Source organism: Brevefilum fermentans (assembly GCF_900184705.1).
Lineage (GTDB): Bacteria > Chloroflexota > Anaerolineae > Anaerolineales > Anaerolineaceae > Brevifilum > Brevifilum fermentans.
The window spans coordinates 1208332-1227494 of record NZ_LT859958.1 but is presented as its reverse complement, the minus strand read 5'-3'; the positions used below and the strand labels follow the sequence as shown (position 1 = coordinate 1227494).

General features: G+C 48.7%; 9 protein-coding genes. 8 read left to right on the top strand and 1 reads right to left on the bottom strand.

Annotation, left to right across the window (positions count from 1 at the left end; genetic code table 11):
- Positions 1-8 precede the first annotated feature (8 nt).
- The 6 genes from CFX1CAM_RS05405 (at position 9) to CFX1CAM_RS05380 (ending at position 9810) form a co-directional block, all read left to right on the top strand.
- Complete coding sequence (locus CFX1CAM_RS05405; RefSeq protein ID WP_157891736.1) at positions 9-299, top strand: PqqD family protein; 291 nt, start codon at positions 9-11, stop codon at positions 297-299.
- Between the two features lie 2 nt (positions 300-301).
- Positions 302-1423, top strand: a complete 1122-nt coding sequence (locus tag CFX1CAM_RS05400) for a radical SAM protein (RefSeq protein ID WP_087862035.1) — start codon at positions 302-304, stop codon at positions 1421-1423.
- Positions 1424-1691: 268 nt separating this feature from the next.
- Positions 1692-2585, top strand: coding sequence for an ATP-binding cassette domain-containing protein (locus tag CFX1CAM_RS05395; RefSeq protein ID WP_087862034.1), 894 nt, complete (start codon positions 1692-1694; stop codon positions 2583-2585).
- Between the two features lie 80 nt (positions 2586-2665).
- Positions 2666-6271 carry a C25 family cysteine peptidase gene (locus CFX1CAM_RS05390; RefSeq protein WP_087862033.1) on the top strand — a complete coding sequence of 1202 codons (3606 nt, stop codon included), beginning with the start codon at positions 2666-2668 and terminating at the stop codon, positions 6269-6271.
- 142 nt (positions 6272-6413) lie between these two features.
- On the top strand, positions 6414-6920 hold the full coding sequence (locus CFX1CAM_RS05385) for a signal peptidase I (RefSeq protein ID WP_231941017.1): 507 nt from the start codon (positions 6414-6416) through the stop codon (positions 6918-6920).
- 457 nt (positions 6921-7377) lie between these two features.
- On the top strand, positions 7378-9810 hold the full coding sequence (locus CFX1CAM_RS05380) for a DNRLRE domain-containing protein (RefSeq protein WP_087862031.1): 2433 nt from the start codon (positions 7378-7380) through the stop codon (positions 9808-9810).
- Positions 9811-10264: 454 nt separating this feature from the next.
- Here the strand turns inward: CFX1CAM_RS05380 and CFX1CAM_RS11365 are convergent, their stop codons facing one another.
- Entirely contained in the window at positions 10265-10711 is a 447-nt protein-coding gene (locus CFX1CAM_RS11365) for a hypothetical protein (protein ID WP_157891735.1), read from the bottom strand.
- Here CFX1CAM_RS11365 and CFX1CAM_RS05375 point away from each other — a divergent pair.
- Positions 10710-17687: an Ig-like domain-containing protein gene (locus CFX1CAM_RS05375; RefSeq protein ID WP_162287656.1), complete on the top strand. Its 6978-nt coding sequence runs from the start codon at positions 10710-10712 to the stop codon at positions 17685-17687. The two genes, CFX1CAM_RS11365 and CFX1CAM_RS05375, sit on opposite strands and share 2 nt — an antisense overlap.
- Before the next feature lie 192 nt (positions 17688-17879).
- Positions 17880-19121, top strand: a complete 1242-nt coding sequence (locus tag CFX1CAM_RS05370) for a nucleotidyltransferase domain-containing protein (protein WP_087862029.1) — start codon at positions 17880-17882, stop codon at positions 19119-19121.
- The last annotated feature ends 42 nt before the right edge of the window (positions 19122-19163 follow it).

The following is a 19163-nucleotide window of genomic DNA, read 5'->3' as shown; positions in this document are numbered from 1 at the left end:
GAGGCCAATTGGAATTACACAACAGCAAGCTGTCGCGCAACGAGGATTTTGTCTTCCGCCGCATCGTGGAAGAAATGGTGCTCGTTCCCATACGCCAAAATGTCGCCGAACTGGACAGCATCTACACCCTGAACGAGCTGGGCGCCTTTATCTGGGAACAACTGGAAAGCCCCAGGTCGCATGCCGAGCTGGAGGAAGCCATCCTGGCGGAATATGAGATTGACGCCGAGACGGTGAGAACAGACCTGGCCAGTTTCATTGAAGCCTTGCTGCGCATCGGCGCGGTCGAAGAGGTGTGAGCATGGATTGCAACGCCTATCAAAGCATTGACCTTGAAGAATGGGGTGAGGCGTTCTCAGCCTCGCTTGAGGGTGGACGCTACCCGGTCAGCGTTACTATGGAACTCACCAACCGCTGCAACCTGAACTGCGCTCATTGCTACATCAACCAGCCCGCCAACGACCCTGTCGCTCGTCAGCGCGAGTTGACCACCGCCCAGGTCAAGCGGATCATCGACGACATGGTCACAGCCGGGGTGCTCTTCCTGACCCTCACCGGTGGCGAACCGCTCCTGCGCCCGGATTTTGCTGAGATCTACACCTACGCCCGAGAAAAAGGCTTGTTGGTGATCTTGTTCACCAACGGCACACTGCTTTCTGATGAGATCCTGCGGCTGCTGGTCGACATCCGCCCTTTCAGTATCGATATTTCCATCTACGGCGCCACCGCACCGGTATTTGAACGGGTCACCCGCCTCCCGGGCTCCTTTGCCCGCTGTTATAAGGCCATTGACCGGGTTTTGGAAGCCGGTCTGCCATTGACCTTGAAGACCGAATTGATGACCCTTAACGCCCACGAATTGGAGCCGATGAAAGCCTTCGCCGAGCGCCTGGGCGTCAAATTTCGCTATGACGGCCTGCTGTGGCCACGCATCGATGGCAGGGGCGAATTCCCTCGCGCGGTGCAACTGCCCCTGGAGACCCTGGTTGCCTTCGATGGCCAGGATACCGATAGAGCGGATGCTGTCATTGATGAACTTGAGCGCTTGAAGGATCTAAAAACCCGTGACACACGCGTCTTCTCCTGCGGAGCCGGGCTGCGAGGTTTTCATCTGGACAGCGAAGGTCGTATGAGCATCTGTATGATGGTGCGCCAACCCGCCTACAATTTACTTGAAATGCCGCTGATCGAAGCCTGGGAAGCGCTGGGCAAACTGCGCGAGATGAAAAGAAACACGGTCAGCAAGTGCCAGTCCTGCACCACCAATATCCTCTGCTCCCATTGCCCGGGCTGGTCATTGGCCGTTCACCATGATTTTGAATCTGTGGTAGAATTTACCTGTGAACATGGTTTATTACGCAGTAAAAACGCAATTAACATCAAAAATCATCTAATAACGGAGGTTATCGAGAATTATGAATAAGAAACCCTACGAAGCGCCCCAATTAAAACAGGTCAGGTTGGAGATGAAGAGTGCAATCCTGGCTGTTTGCAACCAGAGTCCGACCGTTATGGACCCCAAGATAGGCCCAACACCTTGCAGTATAATGCTCGGTTGTTATGATCCAAATTTATAACACTCTGCATCATGTGGTGATTGACCCTGTGTCGCAGACATTTATACAGGAGAAATAAAATATTTTTATATTTATTCTCAGACCGAACAGGGAGCTTTGCATCATAAGGATTTGATGACGCATATTGATTTTTTGACCCTGGAAATCGGATCGTTGAGATATAGGATTGACGCGAGGGACAGTGGCATTAATTTAGCTGTCCCTCAAATTTTTAAGCCCTTCCTCGCGAAAGAACCACCATTAGACCCCCTTTCCCCTTCCAAAGCAGGGGATTTACGCCTTGTTCTTATAGATGATCCGCAGATCTTTGAACGAGCCCGGGGTGTGCCCCTGTGCCGCAGCGAGGTTTGGGAGTTGTGGCGGGATGACCGGGGATATGACATCTTTTTTTCGCCTCGCCAAACGCCACCCAGGCGGGTGACCATTGACCCCAGCTATCAATCCGGCACAATCGCCTTTGACTTTTCTGCGCTGAATGGCAGCGACATCTATCCCCTTGCCAGCACCGATATCCGTATCACCGTGAACTGGCTGGCGCGCTTTGGCGACCTGATCCTGCACGCTGCCAGCATTGTGGTGGGCGCGGAGGGATATTGTTTCCTGGGGGAATCGGGCGCAGGAAAATCCACTCTGGCAGCCGCACTTGCTACCGAGATGGGAGTGCCCATCCTGGGAGAGGACCAGGCTATTTTGCGCAATTTGGACGGCGAATTCTGGATCTTTGGCACACCCTGGCATGAACGTGCCGACCGCTGTTTGCCGCAAGGGGTTCCGCTGAAAAAGGTCTTTTTTGTCGACCGCAACCTGGCACCAGGAATACACCCGATCACACCTTCAGAAGGCGTCCAGCGCGTATTGCAAACCGCCTTCATCCCCTATTACCTGCCAGAGAAGTTGCCGTTGATCCTCGAACGCCTTTCGCTTCTGGCAAGCACCGTTCCCTTTTTTACGATCAACCCTGTTTTAGGGTCAGGCCTTTCTTCCCAAATATTTAATCAGCAAATATAATTATAGTCATTGGTCCAACTTGTTACCAGGATCGGCAGTTCAAGATCCTGTCTGCGTATATCATAAAAAGGAAACTATCGATGCAACGAAGATTAAACAACATTTTACTGGTAATCATCACCTTCACTTTCCTGTTAAAGCCTGTCCTCCCATCGGTCAGCGCCGCGATGGATTCATCAGATCCGATCAATCTGATCGCATCCAGCGATCACGGGGTGGAATTTACCGTCAGCGTTCCCTGGCAGTCCCTGCAACACGAGGTTGTCGACGTCGACGGTGAACTTTACACAAGCCTGGACCTTCCCGGTTGGGCTAATTCCGATCAGCCAGGCGCTCCGGCGCTCCCCTTTACCTCTCAATCGATCGGCGCGCCCTTTGGCGCCGAGATTACGGTTGAGGTGATTCCGGGCAGGTCCCACAACGTCGAGTTATCCGCCCCGGTGTTGCCGTCTGCCACCCTGCTCAGCCAGGTCGATCCCTTCGCGTCGGGCATGGATGCGGTCAACATCGTGCATGTGATTGACCCCGACCCGGAAATTTACACGAGTTCAGAAGTCTATCCCGGGCAATTGGCTGAGATTACCGTTGACGGCAGGCTGCGCCAGCAGCGGCTCGTGGGGGTGGGGATCACCCCACTGCAGTATGACCCCGTAAAGAACATCCTTATTGTTTATGAAAATGTGCACATCAAAATCCGCTTCACCGGTCAACGAGAGGTGATGCGCGGCGCCGCAAACCCAGAATCAGGCGTTTATGAAGCCTTTTTTCAGTCAAATTTTCTGAATTACGTCGATGTACAGGCATGGCGAGAAAGCCCGCAACCAGCAGAATGGCTGCAAAGCGACACTGCCAGCCCGCAAAACCAGATTGGTGCGGGTACGCTCCCCTGGGAGCCCCCCAATCCGGGCTGGCGCATCAGCATCCAGGAGGACGGTCTGTATCGGCTGACCTATGCGACCCTGGCTGCTGCTGGGCTACCGGTCGAAACTCTCGTCCCGCAGAGATTGCAGATGTTTTACCAGGGTGAGGAAATCGCCATCCAGGTGACCGGCGAGGAAGACGGGACTTTTGATCTGACCGATGCGATCATCTTTTACGGGCAGGGAATCGACAACAAGTACACCGCAGATAATGTTTACTGGCTTACCTTTGGAAGTGACCATGGGCTGCGTATGGACAGTCGCGACGGGGCACCGCTGGAAGAGCCAGACCCGGTTCCAAACGGTTACATAACCGACCTGCATTTGGAGGAAAACCTCGAATACCTCTCCCTATTGCCCGGGTCAGACGCGTTTGAACGCTTTTTATGGCAAATGGTTCATACCGCGATTGATCCAACCTGGTCGCTTGAGTTTGACCTCCAGGACCCTTTAGAGGTTGCCGGTACGCTGCAGATTGCCTTGTTTGGTGCTTTTCAAGCACCTACCATCAACCCCGACCACCACGTTGTCGTCAGTATTAATGGGACTCAGGTCGGCGATGTTAAATGGGATGGGCTCACTTGGGCTGGCTCTTGGGGGTATGTGGAAACAGAAATTCCCCCGGGATTGCTCACCGCAGGAACGAATACGCTATCCCTTTTTCTGCCCAACGATTTAGGCGTTGGCCTTGATATTATTCATGTCGATTGGGCCAAAATTTATTATTCAAACACCTTTACCGTCCCAACCGGAGAAAACCAGCTTGCCTTTTCCTATGCAACTGAGGGAGCCTGGACCTTCCAGATTTCCGGTTTCGAGAGCAATGCTTTATTTGCTTACGATGTCAGCGATCCCGCTGCACCGGTTGAAATTGACCCGTCCAGCCTGCTGGTTGAACCCATCGGTTCAGATTACACGCTCTCCTTCCGGGATGAGCTCAGCGCCAGACGGGACTACGTGGTGACGGCAGATTCCGCCATTCCGGACCTGCCCGTCAGCGCTATTGAACAAGACACTCCATCCGCTCTGGGGGCATCCACCAATCGTGCAGATTATATCCTGATCGCCCCCAAGGCTTTTTGGGAGCAGGCAGAAAGGCTCGCCATATATCGCACGAATCAGGGGCTGGCGACAATCCTGGTCGACATCCAGGATATTTATGATGAGTTCGGCTTTGGTATTGCAGACGTGAGCGCCATCCAGGCTTTTCTTGCTTTCGCTTTGGATCACTGGGCGCCGCCCGCACCGTCTTATGTTTTACTTTTTGGCGATGGGCATTACGACCCCAAGAATCACCTCAAAACAAGCCCGCCCAGTATCATCCCGCCCTTCCTGGCGATGGCTGACCCCTGGATCGGGGAAACCGCGGCGGACAACCGTTATGTGACTTTCTCTGGGCCTGTACCCCTCCCCCAGATGATGCTCGGACGTTTGCCGGCAAACTCGATTGCCGAGGCTGAAATCATGGTGTCAAAAATCGAAGCCTACGAGCAGGACCCTCCTGTGGGTGAGTGGTCGATGCAGGTCCTCGCTCTGGCAGGTGCAGCCGACAGCGGTGGCAATTTTCCCGTCTACGCTGATAATTTGATCAGAGACGCCCTGCCCTCCCCCTACCAGGCGGAAAAAATTTATTTTGGCATCACCCATACTGATGTAGAAAAGGCACAAGAAGATTTAAAAAATAGCTTCAACCAGGGCAAGCTGATCGTCAACTTCATTGGACACGCCACTTCTTATCTTTGGTCTGCGCAGGCGAGTTCAAGTAAGCATTTTATAAGTACTGCAGACATACCCGGTCTGACCAACCAGGATAAATACCCCATTATTCTGGCGATGACCTGTTTAGAAGGCTATTTTATTGACCCCAGTAAGCCCGCCTTTGGCGAGGCAATTGTCCGAGTGCAGAACAAAGGCGCCATCGCCAGTTGGTCGCCCACCGGGAAGGGTGTTTCAGGCGGGCATGTTTATCTTAACCGCGGCTTTTATGATGCCGTTTTCAAACATGGCGTCAATCGCCTGGGACAGGCTGTTACAAGCGGCTTGAGCCGGCTGTGGTTCAGTGGCAGCAGCCTGTATATGCTGGATGCCTATATCCTCTTTGGTGACCCGGCTTTGTTGATCAAGCGCAACCCTGCTGCATTGGATGACTTTTATACCATCGCTGAAGATTTCAAGCTTGAGGTCAGCCCTGAGGATGGTGTTTTGAAGAATGACTCAGGCTTTGCGCAAGGCAACCCCCTCACCGCACAGCTTGAGACTGATGTTGCCAATGGGAACTTAATTTTTGCCTCTGATGGGTCCTTCACCTACACACCTAACAAGGACTGGAATGGTGTGGAGCAATTTACTTACAGCGCCTATGATAATCAAACATTTATTGGCACGGCTACCGTCACCATCACGGTGGTAGCAATCAACGACCCGCCCGTTGCCTACCCCCAGACTATCGAAACTCCGATGGAGACATCCGTTGAAATTGTCCTCACCGGCTCGGATGTGGATGGCGACCCGCTGACCTATTCCATAACAAAACAGCCAGAGCATGGCGACCTGTATCAAAACCCTCCGCCCGGTTCCGGTCCCCGCCAGGGACAGGCTTTGGAGCCCCCATTAACCTATGCACCGCACCCGGGATACTTCGGAAGCGATAGTTTTGAATACGTGGTCAATGACGGAAAAGTAAACAGCGCTCCGACGACAATCAGCATCACTATCATAGGCGATAGTGGGACGAATCTTATATTCCTTCCGTTGATTATGCATTGATCTTACTCAGCATATTGAAGATTCCACAGGCCACCGACTCACTGCCCGGTGGCCTTTTTTTATTAATGGTTCCTTTACAGCCTCCTTCCAGTAGAGATTCATCCCTTCACGATATATCGATAACGGGGTAAACTTGAACATCGTGATTACCGAAAAAAACCTCTCTTGCGATACACAGGCATTTTCTGCCATCGCCATTGACTTATTAGACGCTGGAAGAACGCTGCGCTTCACCGCCAAGGGAGGCAGCATGGACCCTTTAATCCGCGATGGAGACACCTTATTCTTAGCGCCTGCAGATCCATCCAGGATCAAATTCGGTGATGTGGTTTTTTTTGTCAACGGGGGTGGCAAACCTTTGATCCACAGGGTGATTAAGACTCAAAAAAGAGGGAAAGACCGCTGGTTGTTGATTCGCGGCGACCGCGCTAACAATGTCGACGGATATTTTCCGCCAAGCGAGATTTTCGGGCGGGTGATTGCTGTCGAGCGCGTCGGTCAGCAAATCCGCGCCGATCAGCCCGTCTACAAATTCCTGGGGCGCTTGGCTGCCTGGCGCTCACGGGTCTTTTCAGCCAGCCCACGGTTGTTCAGCTTAATTTATCAGTTGATAAAACGAATTCCAAGCTTCAAACATTACCTATCCTGATTTCACCCTCCTTATGCCAGACGTTGGTCTAACCTAGCAATTCGGTTTAGATATTTGTCTGATTGCTGATCATGGTTTTTGCATTAATCACAGCTTAGGTTACGCAAAATTTTTTTATGATATTTGAATTTCACTAAATATTATCCATCCAAACCACCCTATCCTCATTATTTTTACAAAACTCGTTAGATAATGGTCTAAAAAACCCTTGCTTAAATATTGTTTGTAGTTAAAATTTAAGCAGTAAGAAATTGTTTTCCTTTTCTCAGGAACAGAGTGCAATGTCACACCAACCGAAATTTCATAGCAAGCGACCTGTTCGTTTTACCTTGCTGGCAATCGTGCCTTCTTTGCATTCGGGGAAATATTTCCAGTGGAATAAGGTTGACAATTTTTTGTATTTAATCTGAATGTGTATCAACACAAAACAGGAACGATTTTAGAAGGAGCAATTAATATGAACCCCAACCCCCCCAGAACACACAAAAAATTATCACTCGGAAGACTTTTCATATTTGTCATTTTGTTAATCGCCATTTTAACACCCATTCTGATCAGCAATCCGGTTGAGGCAACGTTATGGGTTGATCATGAATTGACTCTTCCACAAATTGTTGTTACCCCCGAAGCTCACTCTACATCTGACATCGAACTAAAAACGGATGACAATTCGATCTTTGTGCAGCAGGAGCTTGAAGCAAGCCTTGAGGGGTATGAGATACAGACTAAATCAGAGGGCATTGCCACGGGTAATCCAAACGGTCCACATTTGCAATATGCCTGGCCCTTCACCGTTGTTCAAATGGGGCATGTCATCCAGTCCTACCAAAATTACAGCAGCGGAACCAGCCAGGCTTATTTTCACCATGGGATGGATATGATCGCACCGGATGGCACACAGGTTTTCACCCGGTCTGGAGGCCAGGTCGTCAATATTGAGAACTACCAGCCCGGCAATTCATTGTACTGGGAAGTGGCGATTCTTGACCCTGAAGGCTATGTCTGGCAGTATCACCACATTGACCGGAACACGATCCCCCAATCGATTTTCGATAAGTACAACGAATGGAAGGCCAATCCAAGTACAGGAGGGTATGTCCCACCGAATACCCATATTGGAAATATTGTTTACTGGTCGGTGGTATCTTTCGGTTACCGCTTCAACCACATTCACCTGAACATCCTGGCTGCGGGTGACGTTTATATCAATCCCCTGGAATTTCATGTACCATTAGCAGACAACCAGGACCCAGAAATTCTAGGAATTGGGTTGCTGACCAATGGCAGAATTACCGCTGGAAATTTTGTGGCATCAACACAATTTGATAATTACGGGTTTTATGTACGTGCACGCGATCTTTTCCTCAGCAATGTGTTTTATTTGCCTCCTTATAAAACCGAATTCCGCATTGATGGCGGGAGTTGGGTAACCACCTGGGAATTTCATAACCTGCCTGGCGGATCAAACATCAATACCTATGTGAATGAATTTTTTGTCGTCCCAGATACCTGCGGTAATTATACGTGCAGGGATTTTTACATCAACCTGGGATTCATCCCCGGCAGCCGCTATCAGTTCCCGACTGCGCCAGGGGAGCACACAATCGAAGTTCGTGTATGGGATTACAACGGGAATTCAACCGCCAGCTCATTCACCTGGATCAATGAATTCACACCCGATGAACCCGATGAATGTGTTCAAATTCCAGTACAAGCGGACACGCTCCTTCAACAAGCCAATGTAACGAATAATTGGGGTGGATATGATTCTATTTACGCTCGTAGCACAGGCTCAAGAACATTGCATTCGTTGCTAAAATGGGATCTGAGCAGTATTCCGCAAGACGCCCAGGTCACCAGTGCTGAGATCATCCTCAGAGTCACAGGGGCAACCAATACAGTTTTCAACCTCTACTATCTGAAGCGGGATTGGATCGAAGGAAACTCAACCGGAACATCAAGCAATTCAAGTGCTAATTGGAGTACGTATAACGGCGTCAATGCCTGGGGTCAAGCTGGCGCCCAAAGCACAACAGTTGACCGCGATAGCAACAACCTGTGGAACGCAACTTCAACCAGTTATAGCTCCACCGGTCTGAGAACCATCACCCTCAACAGTACCGGTGTAAATGTCGTCCAGAGCTGGGTCAATAAATCGCTAGATAATTATGGGATGACAATCCAACCCACGACTTCTGGCGATGACACCCTAATCTTTGCTTCCAAAGAGCACGCCTCATATCAATCGCCCACACTCAAGGTGTGTTTCAATCATGGTGATCCTACCAATCATCCACCGATAGCTTTGCCACAAACTGTTCAAACCACCGTGAATACACCTGTTTCGATAACTTTGAGTGGGACAGATGAAGATGGGGATGTGTTAAGTTTCAGGATAATCAGCGGTCCTTCACATGGACAATTAGAGGATTTAAACCCATCTCGTGCAACCTTGATATATACCCCTGAAGAGAATTTTATTGGTGAAGATTCCTTCAGCTTTGTTGCCAATGATGGCTTTGTTGATTCTGAACCTGAAAGCGTTTACATCTGGGTGGGCAACCCCACCTCTGTCAATTTGGTTTCATTTTCAGGGAAATATCAACATGGAGTGATTAAAATAACCTGGGAAACCGCTGATCTTAACAGCTTCATGGGCTTTAATCTCTATCGTGCTGAATCTGCGGATGGCGAGCGGATTTTAATAAACGATCGCCCCATACCATTAATTGACACAAAGATTTTCGAATATCTCGACACGGATATCGCCATTGGCAAACTGTATTTCTACTGGCTGGATTGCGATACTCGGTCAGGCTTGGAAGAAGAATTTGGCCCAATTGAGGTCAGGAGCGGGATTCTTAACTTTATCCCGATGATCCTTCATTAAGCCTGTATTGATCGAAGTGTAAAAGGAGTAAATTTCGGACTGGAAGCAGAAGTTGAGCAGATGTGATGTTCAATAGTGGAGTAAAAAGTACGAAATCATGATGGTCATAAGCATCTGGTCGTTTGCTCATAGCCTCCATGCACTGTGTCCGGTTAAGTGGAAATGCAAGCGAAGATTTAATAAAAACCCGGGCAAGCAGAATAGTTCGATTTAGCCACAAGAAAAGGTTGCACATCGCCAAGTGTGCAACCTTTTATGTTTCTAAAGCACTGAGAAATTCAATTCTCGGGTTAGATTAACATCAATTGTTAAACAATATCAGTTAAGGGTTGATTCTTGTCTCACTGATTGGCTAAAAAAGAGCGAGATGATCTGAAAAGGGCATAGATCTTGCATTCTTTGGAGAAGTGTCTTAGCCAGTATTAAAACGGGTGATCCTGTCAATGTGCCAGGATCAAGGAAGAACGGTTTGTTCCGTCGCCTTCTTCACGACACATCGGTCAAGAAGCCAGGTAAGTGGAGAATGAATATGGGTTTTGGCGCCTTTCAATATGATTAGCGCACTCAAACCATATCGCTTAAATGATGAATAACAATAATACGCTCTAACATATTGTTGGAATACGGCTGGCACATTGGGATAATTTAAAACTTCACGGCGGCAAATGTGCAAGTCGCCGGATGGAATTTTTATTTCAGGCATTGGGGCACAAATCGCCCATGGTATCGGCATCGGAGCAATTTGATTAGAGAAAGAAGGAACATGGATACTTTTTATCATAACATATAAAAGAATGATCGGTCTTTTAGAAAACTCAGACAAAACCTTAGCTTGTTTTCTGAGGGATTTCTGACCACAAATAATAGTTTTTAGATTACTTTTTATTGGAGAAATGATCATGAAATCTGGAAAAAAATTAAATAGTCGTATATTTTTCAAATTGACTTTAATGGTGATGATCTTCTCGCTTTTATCGGGCAATTTGATTACGATCGCACAGGCAAGAAGCGAAGACTATCTCGAGGATTATCGCGGCCATTCTTCTGCCAATCAAAGCATTGCAGCAATAACTGCAACCCGCGAGGCTTCTTTTGGCATCGCCACGGGTGATCCAAACGGTCCACATTCGCAATATGCTTGGCCATTCACCGTTGATCAAATGGGGCATGTCATCCAGTCCTATCAAAATTACAGCAGCGGAATCAGTCAGGCTTATTTTCACCATGGGATTGATATGATCGCCCCCAATGGCACACAGGTTTTCACCCGGTCTGGAGGTCAGGTCGTCAATATTGAGAATTATCAGCCCGGTAATGCCCTGTATTGGGAGGTCGCCATTCTTGACTCTGAGGGTTACGTCTGGCAATACCACCACATTGACCGGAACACGATCCCTCAAATGATTTTCGACAAATTCAACGAATGGAAGGCCAATCCAAGTACAGGAGGGTATGTCCCACCGAATACCCATATTGGGAACATTGTCTACTGGACGGTTACATCTTTCGGTTATCGTTTCAATCACATTCACCTGAACATTATTGCCGCCGGAGACGTTTACCTCGATCCATTGGAATTTCACATCCCCTTGGAGGACAATCAAGCACCTGAAATCCATGCAATCGGCTTGCTGAACGGAAACACGATCGTCAGCGGAAATACCGCCTCAGGCGATTATGGGCTGTATGTGCGTGCCAGGGACCTGTTCAAGAGCCCGGTTTATTATTTACCCCCCTATAAGACAGAATTCTCTATTAACGGTGGCGAATGGACCACAGTCTGGGAATTTCACGACTTGCCGGGTGGTGCTTCTGACACTTTATACCTGCACGACTTTTTTGTTCCCAACTCCACCAAGGGCAATTACTCTGCTCGAGATTTTTACATCAACCTGGGATTCATACCCGGCGGCAAGAGATCTTTCCCTTCAGAACCTGGAGAACACACCATCCAGGTGCGAGTGTGGGACTATAATGGCAATTCAACAACGGACAGTTTCACCTGGACTGTGACATCAACCATTCCTGACAATGGTTGTTCCCTCGGGAATGGGGTAACCCGAACTTTTACAATCGACGAAGACATTCTAGTCACCGATGTGAACCTAGGCTTGAATATCACCCACGCCCGCCGTGGGCAGATCAGGGTCACATTGAAATCCCCAACTGATTCGTCCCCGACCACAATTATCGCTAACAGCTCCGATACCTATGCGAACTATGATGTCTGGGTTGATGATAGTTCAACCAACCCCCTTAACAATAACAGAAGTGACAACGTCGCTGCACCTTTTTTCGATCGCATAGTTAGCCCCAACCCGGATGGTTCATTGGATAGCTTCAACGGCAAACCAGCGTTTGGTGAATGGACGGTCTTCATTTGTGATAATACCAGAGGAACAACAGGCTCGGTTAATCAGGTCGAGTTAGAGGTGATTGGGACAAGCAGTCACAACGAGCCCCCCACCGCCGATCCCCAATCTCTAACAACGGACGAGGACATTCCCCTCGCTGTCACGCTGTCTGGTTCAGACCCCGATGGCGACAGCATCAGCTTTGCTATAGTGGATCAACCCTCACACGGAACTTTGACCGGACAAGCACCAAACCTGACCTATACTCCCCATGCAGATTATTACGGCGAAGACAGTTTCACCTACATTGCCAACGATGGGAAAGTTAATTCAGCGCCAGCTACAATCAGCATCACCATCAACCCGGTCAATGACGCGCCGGTTGCTAATGATCAATCCGTCAGTACCGGGTTCAATATGCCCATAGCAATCACATTGAGCGCTTCAGATGTGGATGGCGACGATCTCACCTTTACCGTCATCAGTCAACCAGCCCACGGGAGTTTGAGTGGTAGCGTACCGGATCTCTTTTACACACCGGGTACTGGCTTTACTGGGGAAGACACGTTTACCTTTATCGCCAGTGATGGTGAGCTTGATTCGGAAATTGCAACCGTCAACATAACCGTTAACCCGCCCGGTCCAACAGCGATCTTCTGGGATGATTTTGAGAGCGATTTAGGCTGGGTCAGGAATCCAAACGGTACCGATACCGCCACACTGGGTTTATGGGAACGAGGCATTCCTCAGCGTGTTACTTACAATAATTACGTCACCCAGCTTGGAGAGCCAGTTAGCGGATCTTACGACCTGGTCACTGGACGTCTGGCGGGTAGCAGTGCAGGTGATTATGACGTAGACAACGGTGTTACCAGCATTCGCTCACCAATAATCAACTTGCCTTCGAATGCTGATGTGACTCTCTCTTTCCATTACTACCTGGCGCATCTAAACAATGCCAACAACCAGGATTATTTCCGCGTCAAAATTGTGGGCAACAGCACACAAACCGTGTTCGAAAAATTAGGAACGGCATCTTATGTTAATGCAGTCTGGAAATTTGAGAGCGTTGAGATCAGCCAATTCGCCGGGCAGGCAATTTACATTTTAATTGAAGCAGCCGATGAAGGCGCTGGAAGCTTAATCGAAGCAGCAGTCGATGATGTGCTGATCGAGGGGGTGTTCACCAGCACCAACATGCCACCAGTAGCTGAACCGCAGTCATTAACAACGAATGCAGGTGAGCCTTTATCGATCTCACTTACAGGCTACGATCCCGATGGAGATTCCATCAGCTTTGCTGTTGTCGATCTTCCTTTAAATGGATTGCTCAGCGGCGAAGCACCTGATCTGACCTATACTCCTAACCCTGGTTTTTATGGCGAAGATAGCTTCACCTTCAAAGTCAACGATGGGGCCATCGATTCCGAAGTCGCCACAATCAGCATCACCATCAACCCGGTCAACTCCGCACCGGTAGCTGATACCCAATTCCTCACAACCGATGAAGACGAAGCGCTGGAAATCACCCTGACGGGTTCTGACATTGATGGGGACGATCTGACCTTCACCATTGTGGATAACCCCGCTCATGGCAACCTCCAAGGGGATCCACCGAACCTGACCTATACCCCAAATCAAGATTTCAACGGCGAGGATAGCTTCACGTTCATCGTTAATGATGGAATCCTTGATTCAGAACTTGCCACAATCAGCATCACCATCAACCCGGTCAACGATGCGCCGATTGCTGACGATCAACTGGTACAAACAAACCGCAACAGGTCTTTGCCAATCACGCTAACAGGCTCAGATGTCGACGACGATCTACTGACATTCCATATTGTTTCCGGCCCATTCCACGGAACACTCAACGGTGAGCCGCCTGAGCTGACCTATATCCCAAATGCTGGTTTTAGCGGAACAGACAGTTTTGAATTCACCGCCTTTGACGGTCAGGCAGCCTCGCTCCCAGCCCTGGTCACGATCATTGTCGATGATGTCAACAACCCACCAATGGCTGAAGAGCAGTCCTTAAGTACAGATGAGGACGTGCCGCTTGACATCATGCTGAGTGGCTCTGATCCTGATAATGACCCAATCACCTACACGATAGTGGATCATCCTTCGTTTGGGGTTTTGAGCGGCGAAGCGCCTAATCTGACCTACACTCCTGACCCTGATTATCATGGCGAGGACAGCTTTACTTTCATGGTTTTTGATGGTCAGCTCACTTCAGACCCTGCTACCGTGGCAATTACCATTAACCCGGTCAACGATGTACCGGTGGTTGAAGATCAGTCTCTCACTACGGATGAGGACGTTGCCCTGGAGATCACCTTAACAGCCTTTGATGTGGACGGTGATGACCTGGATTACATCCTTGTAACCGGTCCCAATCACGGCAATCTGGAAGGAAACGCCCCGACCCTGACCTATATCCCTGAAGCAGATTATTATGGCGAAGACAGTTTCACCTTCAAAGTCAACGATGGGACCGTCGATTCCGCAGTAGCCACAATCAGCATCACTATCAACCCGGTCAACGATGCGCCGGTGGTAGACAATCAGTCTCTCACAACCGATGAAGATGAAGCACTGGAAATCACACTGACGGGCTCTGACGTAGATGGCGATGATCTGACCTTCACCATTGTGAATAACCCTGCTCACGGCAGTCTGGAAGGCGATGCACCAAACCTGACCTATACCCCGGATCAGGATTTCAACGGCGAGGACAGCTTTACATTCATCGTTAACGATGGAATTCTTGATTCAGAAGTTGCCACAGTCAGTATCACGATCAATTCGATCAACGATGCGCCGATTGCTGACGATCAACTGGTGCAAACAAACCGCAACAAGTCTGTGACAATAACGCTAACGGGCTCAGATGTCGATGGCGATGTGCTGACATTCAATATTGTTTCCGATCCGATCCACGGAACGCTCAACGGTGAGCCGCCTGAGCTGACCTACACACCACATATTGGTTATGTCGGGACAGATAACTTTGAATTTGTAGTTTACGACGGGGAATTCACCTCCGACCCAGCCCTGGTCTCAATCACTGTTATGGATCACAATGACCCACCGAAAGCTGACGAACTGTCTTTCACAACAGATGAGGATGTTCCCCTGGACATCATGCTGAGCGGCTCTGATCCTGATAATGACCCAATCACCTACATGATTTTGGATCATCCTTCATTCGGGGTTTTGAGTGGCGAAGCGCCTAATCTGACCTATACTCCTGACCCCGATTATCATGGCGAGGATAGCTTTACTTTCGCAGTTTTTGATGGTCAGCTCACTTCAGACCCGGCTACCGTAACGATTACCATCAACCCGGTCAACGATCCGCCATTAGCTGATGCTCAGTCTCTCACTACGGATGAGGACGTTGCCCTGGAGATCACCTTAACAGCCTTTGACGTGGACGGTGATGACCTGGATTACATCCTTGTAACCAGCCCTAATCACGGCAGCCTAGAAGGAAACGCCCCGATCCTGACCTATATCCCTGAAGCAGATTATTATGGCGAAGACAGCTTCACCTTCAAAGTCAACGACGGGACCGTCGATTCCGCAGTCGCCACAATCAACATCACCATCAACCCGGTCAACGATGCACCGGTGGCTGACGACCAATCCCTCACAATCGATGAAGATGAAGTCTTAGAAATCACCCTGACAGGCTCTGACGTGGACGGAGATGAACTGACCTTTAGCATCATCAACCCTCCAGCACATGGCAGTTTGAGTGGCATTGCGCCAAATCTTCTTTACACCCCAGAAACTGGTTTCACTGGTGAAGATACCTTTACCTTTAATGTCAATGATGGCGAGCTTGACTCAGATATTGCCACGATCAAGATCACCGTTAACTCAGCCGGGCCGGCCCAAGTTTTCTGGGATGATTTTGAGAGTGACTTAGGTTGGATCAGGAATCCAAACGGCACCGACACTGCCACACTGGGTTTGTGGGAACGAGGCATTCCTCAGCGTGCTACTTACAATAATTACGTCACCCAGCTCGGAACGCCGGTTAGCGGATCTTACGACCTGGTCACTGGACGCCTGGCGGGCAGCAGTGCAGGAGATTATGACGTGGACGGAGGTGTGACCAGTATTCGCTCTCCTCTCATCCAGTTACCTGCCAATCATGAGCTTTCACTCTCCTTTTACTATTACTTGGCGCATTTAAACAATGCCACGTCTGCAGATTACTTCCGGGTGAAGATCATTGGAGATAGCACACAAACCGTTTTCGAAAAGCTGGCATCAGCGGCCTATGTGAATGCGATCTGGCAACCTGTGAACGTGGATATCAGCCGCTTTGCCGGTCAATCGGTGTACATCCTGATCGAAGCCGCAGATGAGGGCGCTGGTAGCCTGATAGAAGCGGCGGTGGATGATGTTTTAATCACGGCTGATAAACTGAATTTACCTCCTGTTGCTGATCCACAAAATCTGACTCTGGAAGAGGATGGACAGCTACTCATTACGTTGACCGGTTCTGACCCAGAAGGCAATCCACTGAGCTTTGAACTGGTGGACCTCCCTCAACACGGGTCAATAACTGGAACGCCGCCAAATATCACCTACAAACCCGATCCAGATTATTATGGACTTGACAGTTTCAGCTTCAGCGTCAACGACGGAGCTTTGTCCTCTTCCCCGGCAATTATCGGTCTGGAGATTACGCCAGTGAACGATGCGCCGGTGGCTGAATCACAGGGTGTCACTACGCAAGAAGGGACTGCAATTGAGATTCTTTTGGTCGGTTCGGATGTTGATGGTGATTCGCTGACTTATTCCGTTTTCAATCCACCCTCACACGGTACTCTGACGGGCACAGCTCCAAACCTGCTCTATACACCACATACAGGATTTGTTGGAAGCGATACATTTACTTTCAAAGTGAATGATGGTGAACTGGATTCGGATCCAGCAACTGTCAGTATTACCGTTGAATCGGCGGGGCCTGAGACCATCTTCTTCGACGATTTTGAGACAAATAAAGGCTGGATTCGCAATCCTTCAAGAAAGGATACCGCAACTCTGGGTTATTGGGAGCGCGCCATTCCACAATCCGTTTATTATGTGGGCTACAAGCAACTCACAGCTTACAGCGGCTCCTATGATTTGGTGACAGGGCCTCTTGCAGGCCCGGACGCAGGTAGCTATGATCTCGATGGCGGTGTGACGAGCATTCGTTCTCCTAACATCCTATTGCCCGCCAACAAAAAGCTGACCCTTTCCTTCTATTATTACCTGGCGCATTACACAAATTCATCGTCAGCAGATTACTTCCGTGTAAAAATAGTAGGCACAAGAACACAAACCGTGTTTGAAAAACTCGGGGCAGCCAGGAATGTGAATGCAGTCTGGCAGCTTGTTAACGTTGACATCAGCAGCTTTGCCGGCCAAACGGTTTATATCTTAATTGAAGCCGCCGATGCAGGCACAGCGAGCTTGGTGGAAGCCGCAGTCGATGATGTGTTGATTTTGGCTGAATAACGAGATTTTGACCCAATAGAACTTTGTTTACCCTGGCTCTCCGAATTTGTTGGTTGAAGAGAGCCAGGGAGATCTCTTGTTCCAATCGATAAAAAATCAAACAAAATTATAATTAAGTGACCTCTATGGCTGGCACGTTTTCAAGATCAGGTTGAACAAAACCTCAAATTGAATTTGGTATACAATTGATGCATGATTAATTTGCTATGTTCATTGATTTCGTCTGAACGAGATCCTCAAGATTTAAATAACCAGTTGCGACAATTTTTACCAAAAGAGTGGGAGCTGTTGATTGATTTAGCCAATAAAAATGGTCTGACAGCGATATTGTATAAGTTTTTAGTGAAACAGGATTTAACCCGTATTATTTCAAAAAAGCAATTTGAAGAATTGCAAGAAAGAACACGCATCACTGCGGTTAATAATTTAATTCTCATTCATGAAGCAAAACAAGTGCTTGAGGTATTGCATCAATCAAATATCGATGTCATCGGCTTGAAAGGCCTTTACCTGATTGACAATATCTATGACGACATTTCATTGCGCCCGATGGCGGATTTGGATTTATTACTTAAAAAGCAAGATTTTTCCAAAGCCCTCTCCATTCTTACAGCAATCGATTATCATCCCTCAACGTATTTCAATGTCAATGCAGAAAATATTGATATTAAACACGTGCCTCCGCTGATCAAAAATCAGAAGCTTTATCTTGAACTGCACTGGTCGATTGCCGAGGGTGATTGGCCCTTCAACATCGATGTCGATGGTTTATGGCAGCGGGCAGTACCTGCTCCCATCGCCGGCGAAGATGCAATGGCACTGAGTACCGAAGATTTGCTGCTTCACCTCTGCATCCATTTTACATACCAGCACCAACTCAAAGGTAATCTCCGTGGACTATACGATTTCATAAAGGTCTTTGAAGCTCACCAGTGGGAAATAAACTGGAAGATGTTATTTCAAATAGCCAAGGAATGGCGTGTTGAACGAATCGTTGCCCTTACCTTTAGTTTGCTGGTTGATTTGTTTGGTGAAAAAATTCCCCAGGACGTGCTGCCTCATTTCAAATCAGAACTGGTATCACCAGAATTGCTCGCTGAGGCAAGGAACCAGGTTTTCTCAACTCATGATCCTCAAGCAGCAATAACTCCCGATTTAGCCAGGTTGTCTTCAATGCCCGGTTTGATCAACAAATTCAGATTAATCTTATCACGGGTTTTTCTCCCAAAAGCGACCATGGCGCGTTTGTACAATACTCCCCCCACTTCGATTAAGATTTACTTATTTTATCCCGTTCGGTTTTTGCAGCTTTTCAAATCATACGGGATAACCACCTGGAAAATTATCACAAAAATCAAGGCAGTCAGGGTTGACGTCGTTCATGAGGAAGCCAAACAAGAGCTCATAAAATGGATGGAGGCGAATGGCTCATGACAAAACTGCTGCAAACCGTATTCCCACGGAACAGGACGCTTC

Excerpts from the sequence above, each read along its gene's own strand:
- CFX1CAM_RS05380 (WP_087862031.1), top strand. The coding sequence starts at position 7,378 with ATGAACCCCAACCCCCCCAGAACACACAAAAAATTATCACTCGGAAGA.
- CFX1CAM_RS05390 (WP_087862033.1), top strand. The coding sequence starts at position 2,666 with ATGCAACGAAGATTAAACAACATTTTACTGGTAATCATCACCTTCACT.
- CFX1CAM_RS05400 (WP_087862035.1), top strand. The coding sequence starts at position 302 with ATGGATTGCAACGCCTATCAAAGCATTGACCTTGAAGAATGGGGTGAG.
- CFX1CAM_RS11365 (WP_157891735.1), bottom strand. The coding sequence starts at position 10,711 with ATGATCATTTCTCCAATAAAAAGTAATCTAAAAACTATTATTTGTGGT.
- CFX1CAM_RS05375 (WP_162287656.1), top strand. The coding sequence starts at position 10,710 with ATGAAATCTGGAAAAAAATTAAATAGTCGTATATTTTTCAAATTGACT.
- CFX1CAM_RS05395 (WP_087862034.1), top strand. The coding sequence starts at position 1,692 with ATGACGCATATTGATTTTTTGACCCTGGAAATCGGATCGTTGAGATAT.
- CFX1CAM_RS05370 (WP_087862029.1), top strand. The coding sequence starts at position 17,880 with ATGATTAATTTGCTATGTTCATTGATTTCGTCTGAACGAGATCCTCAA.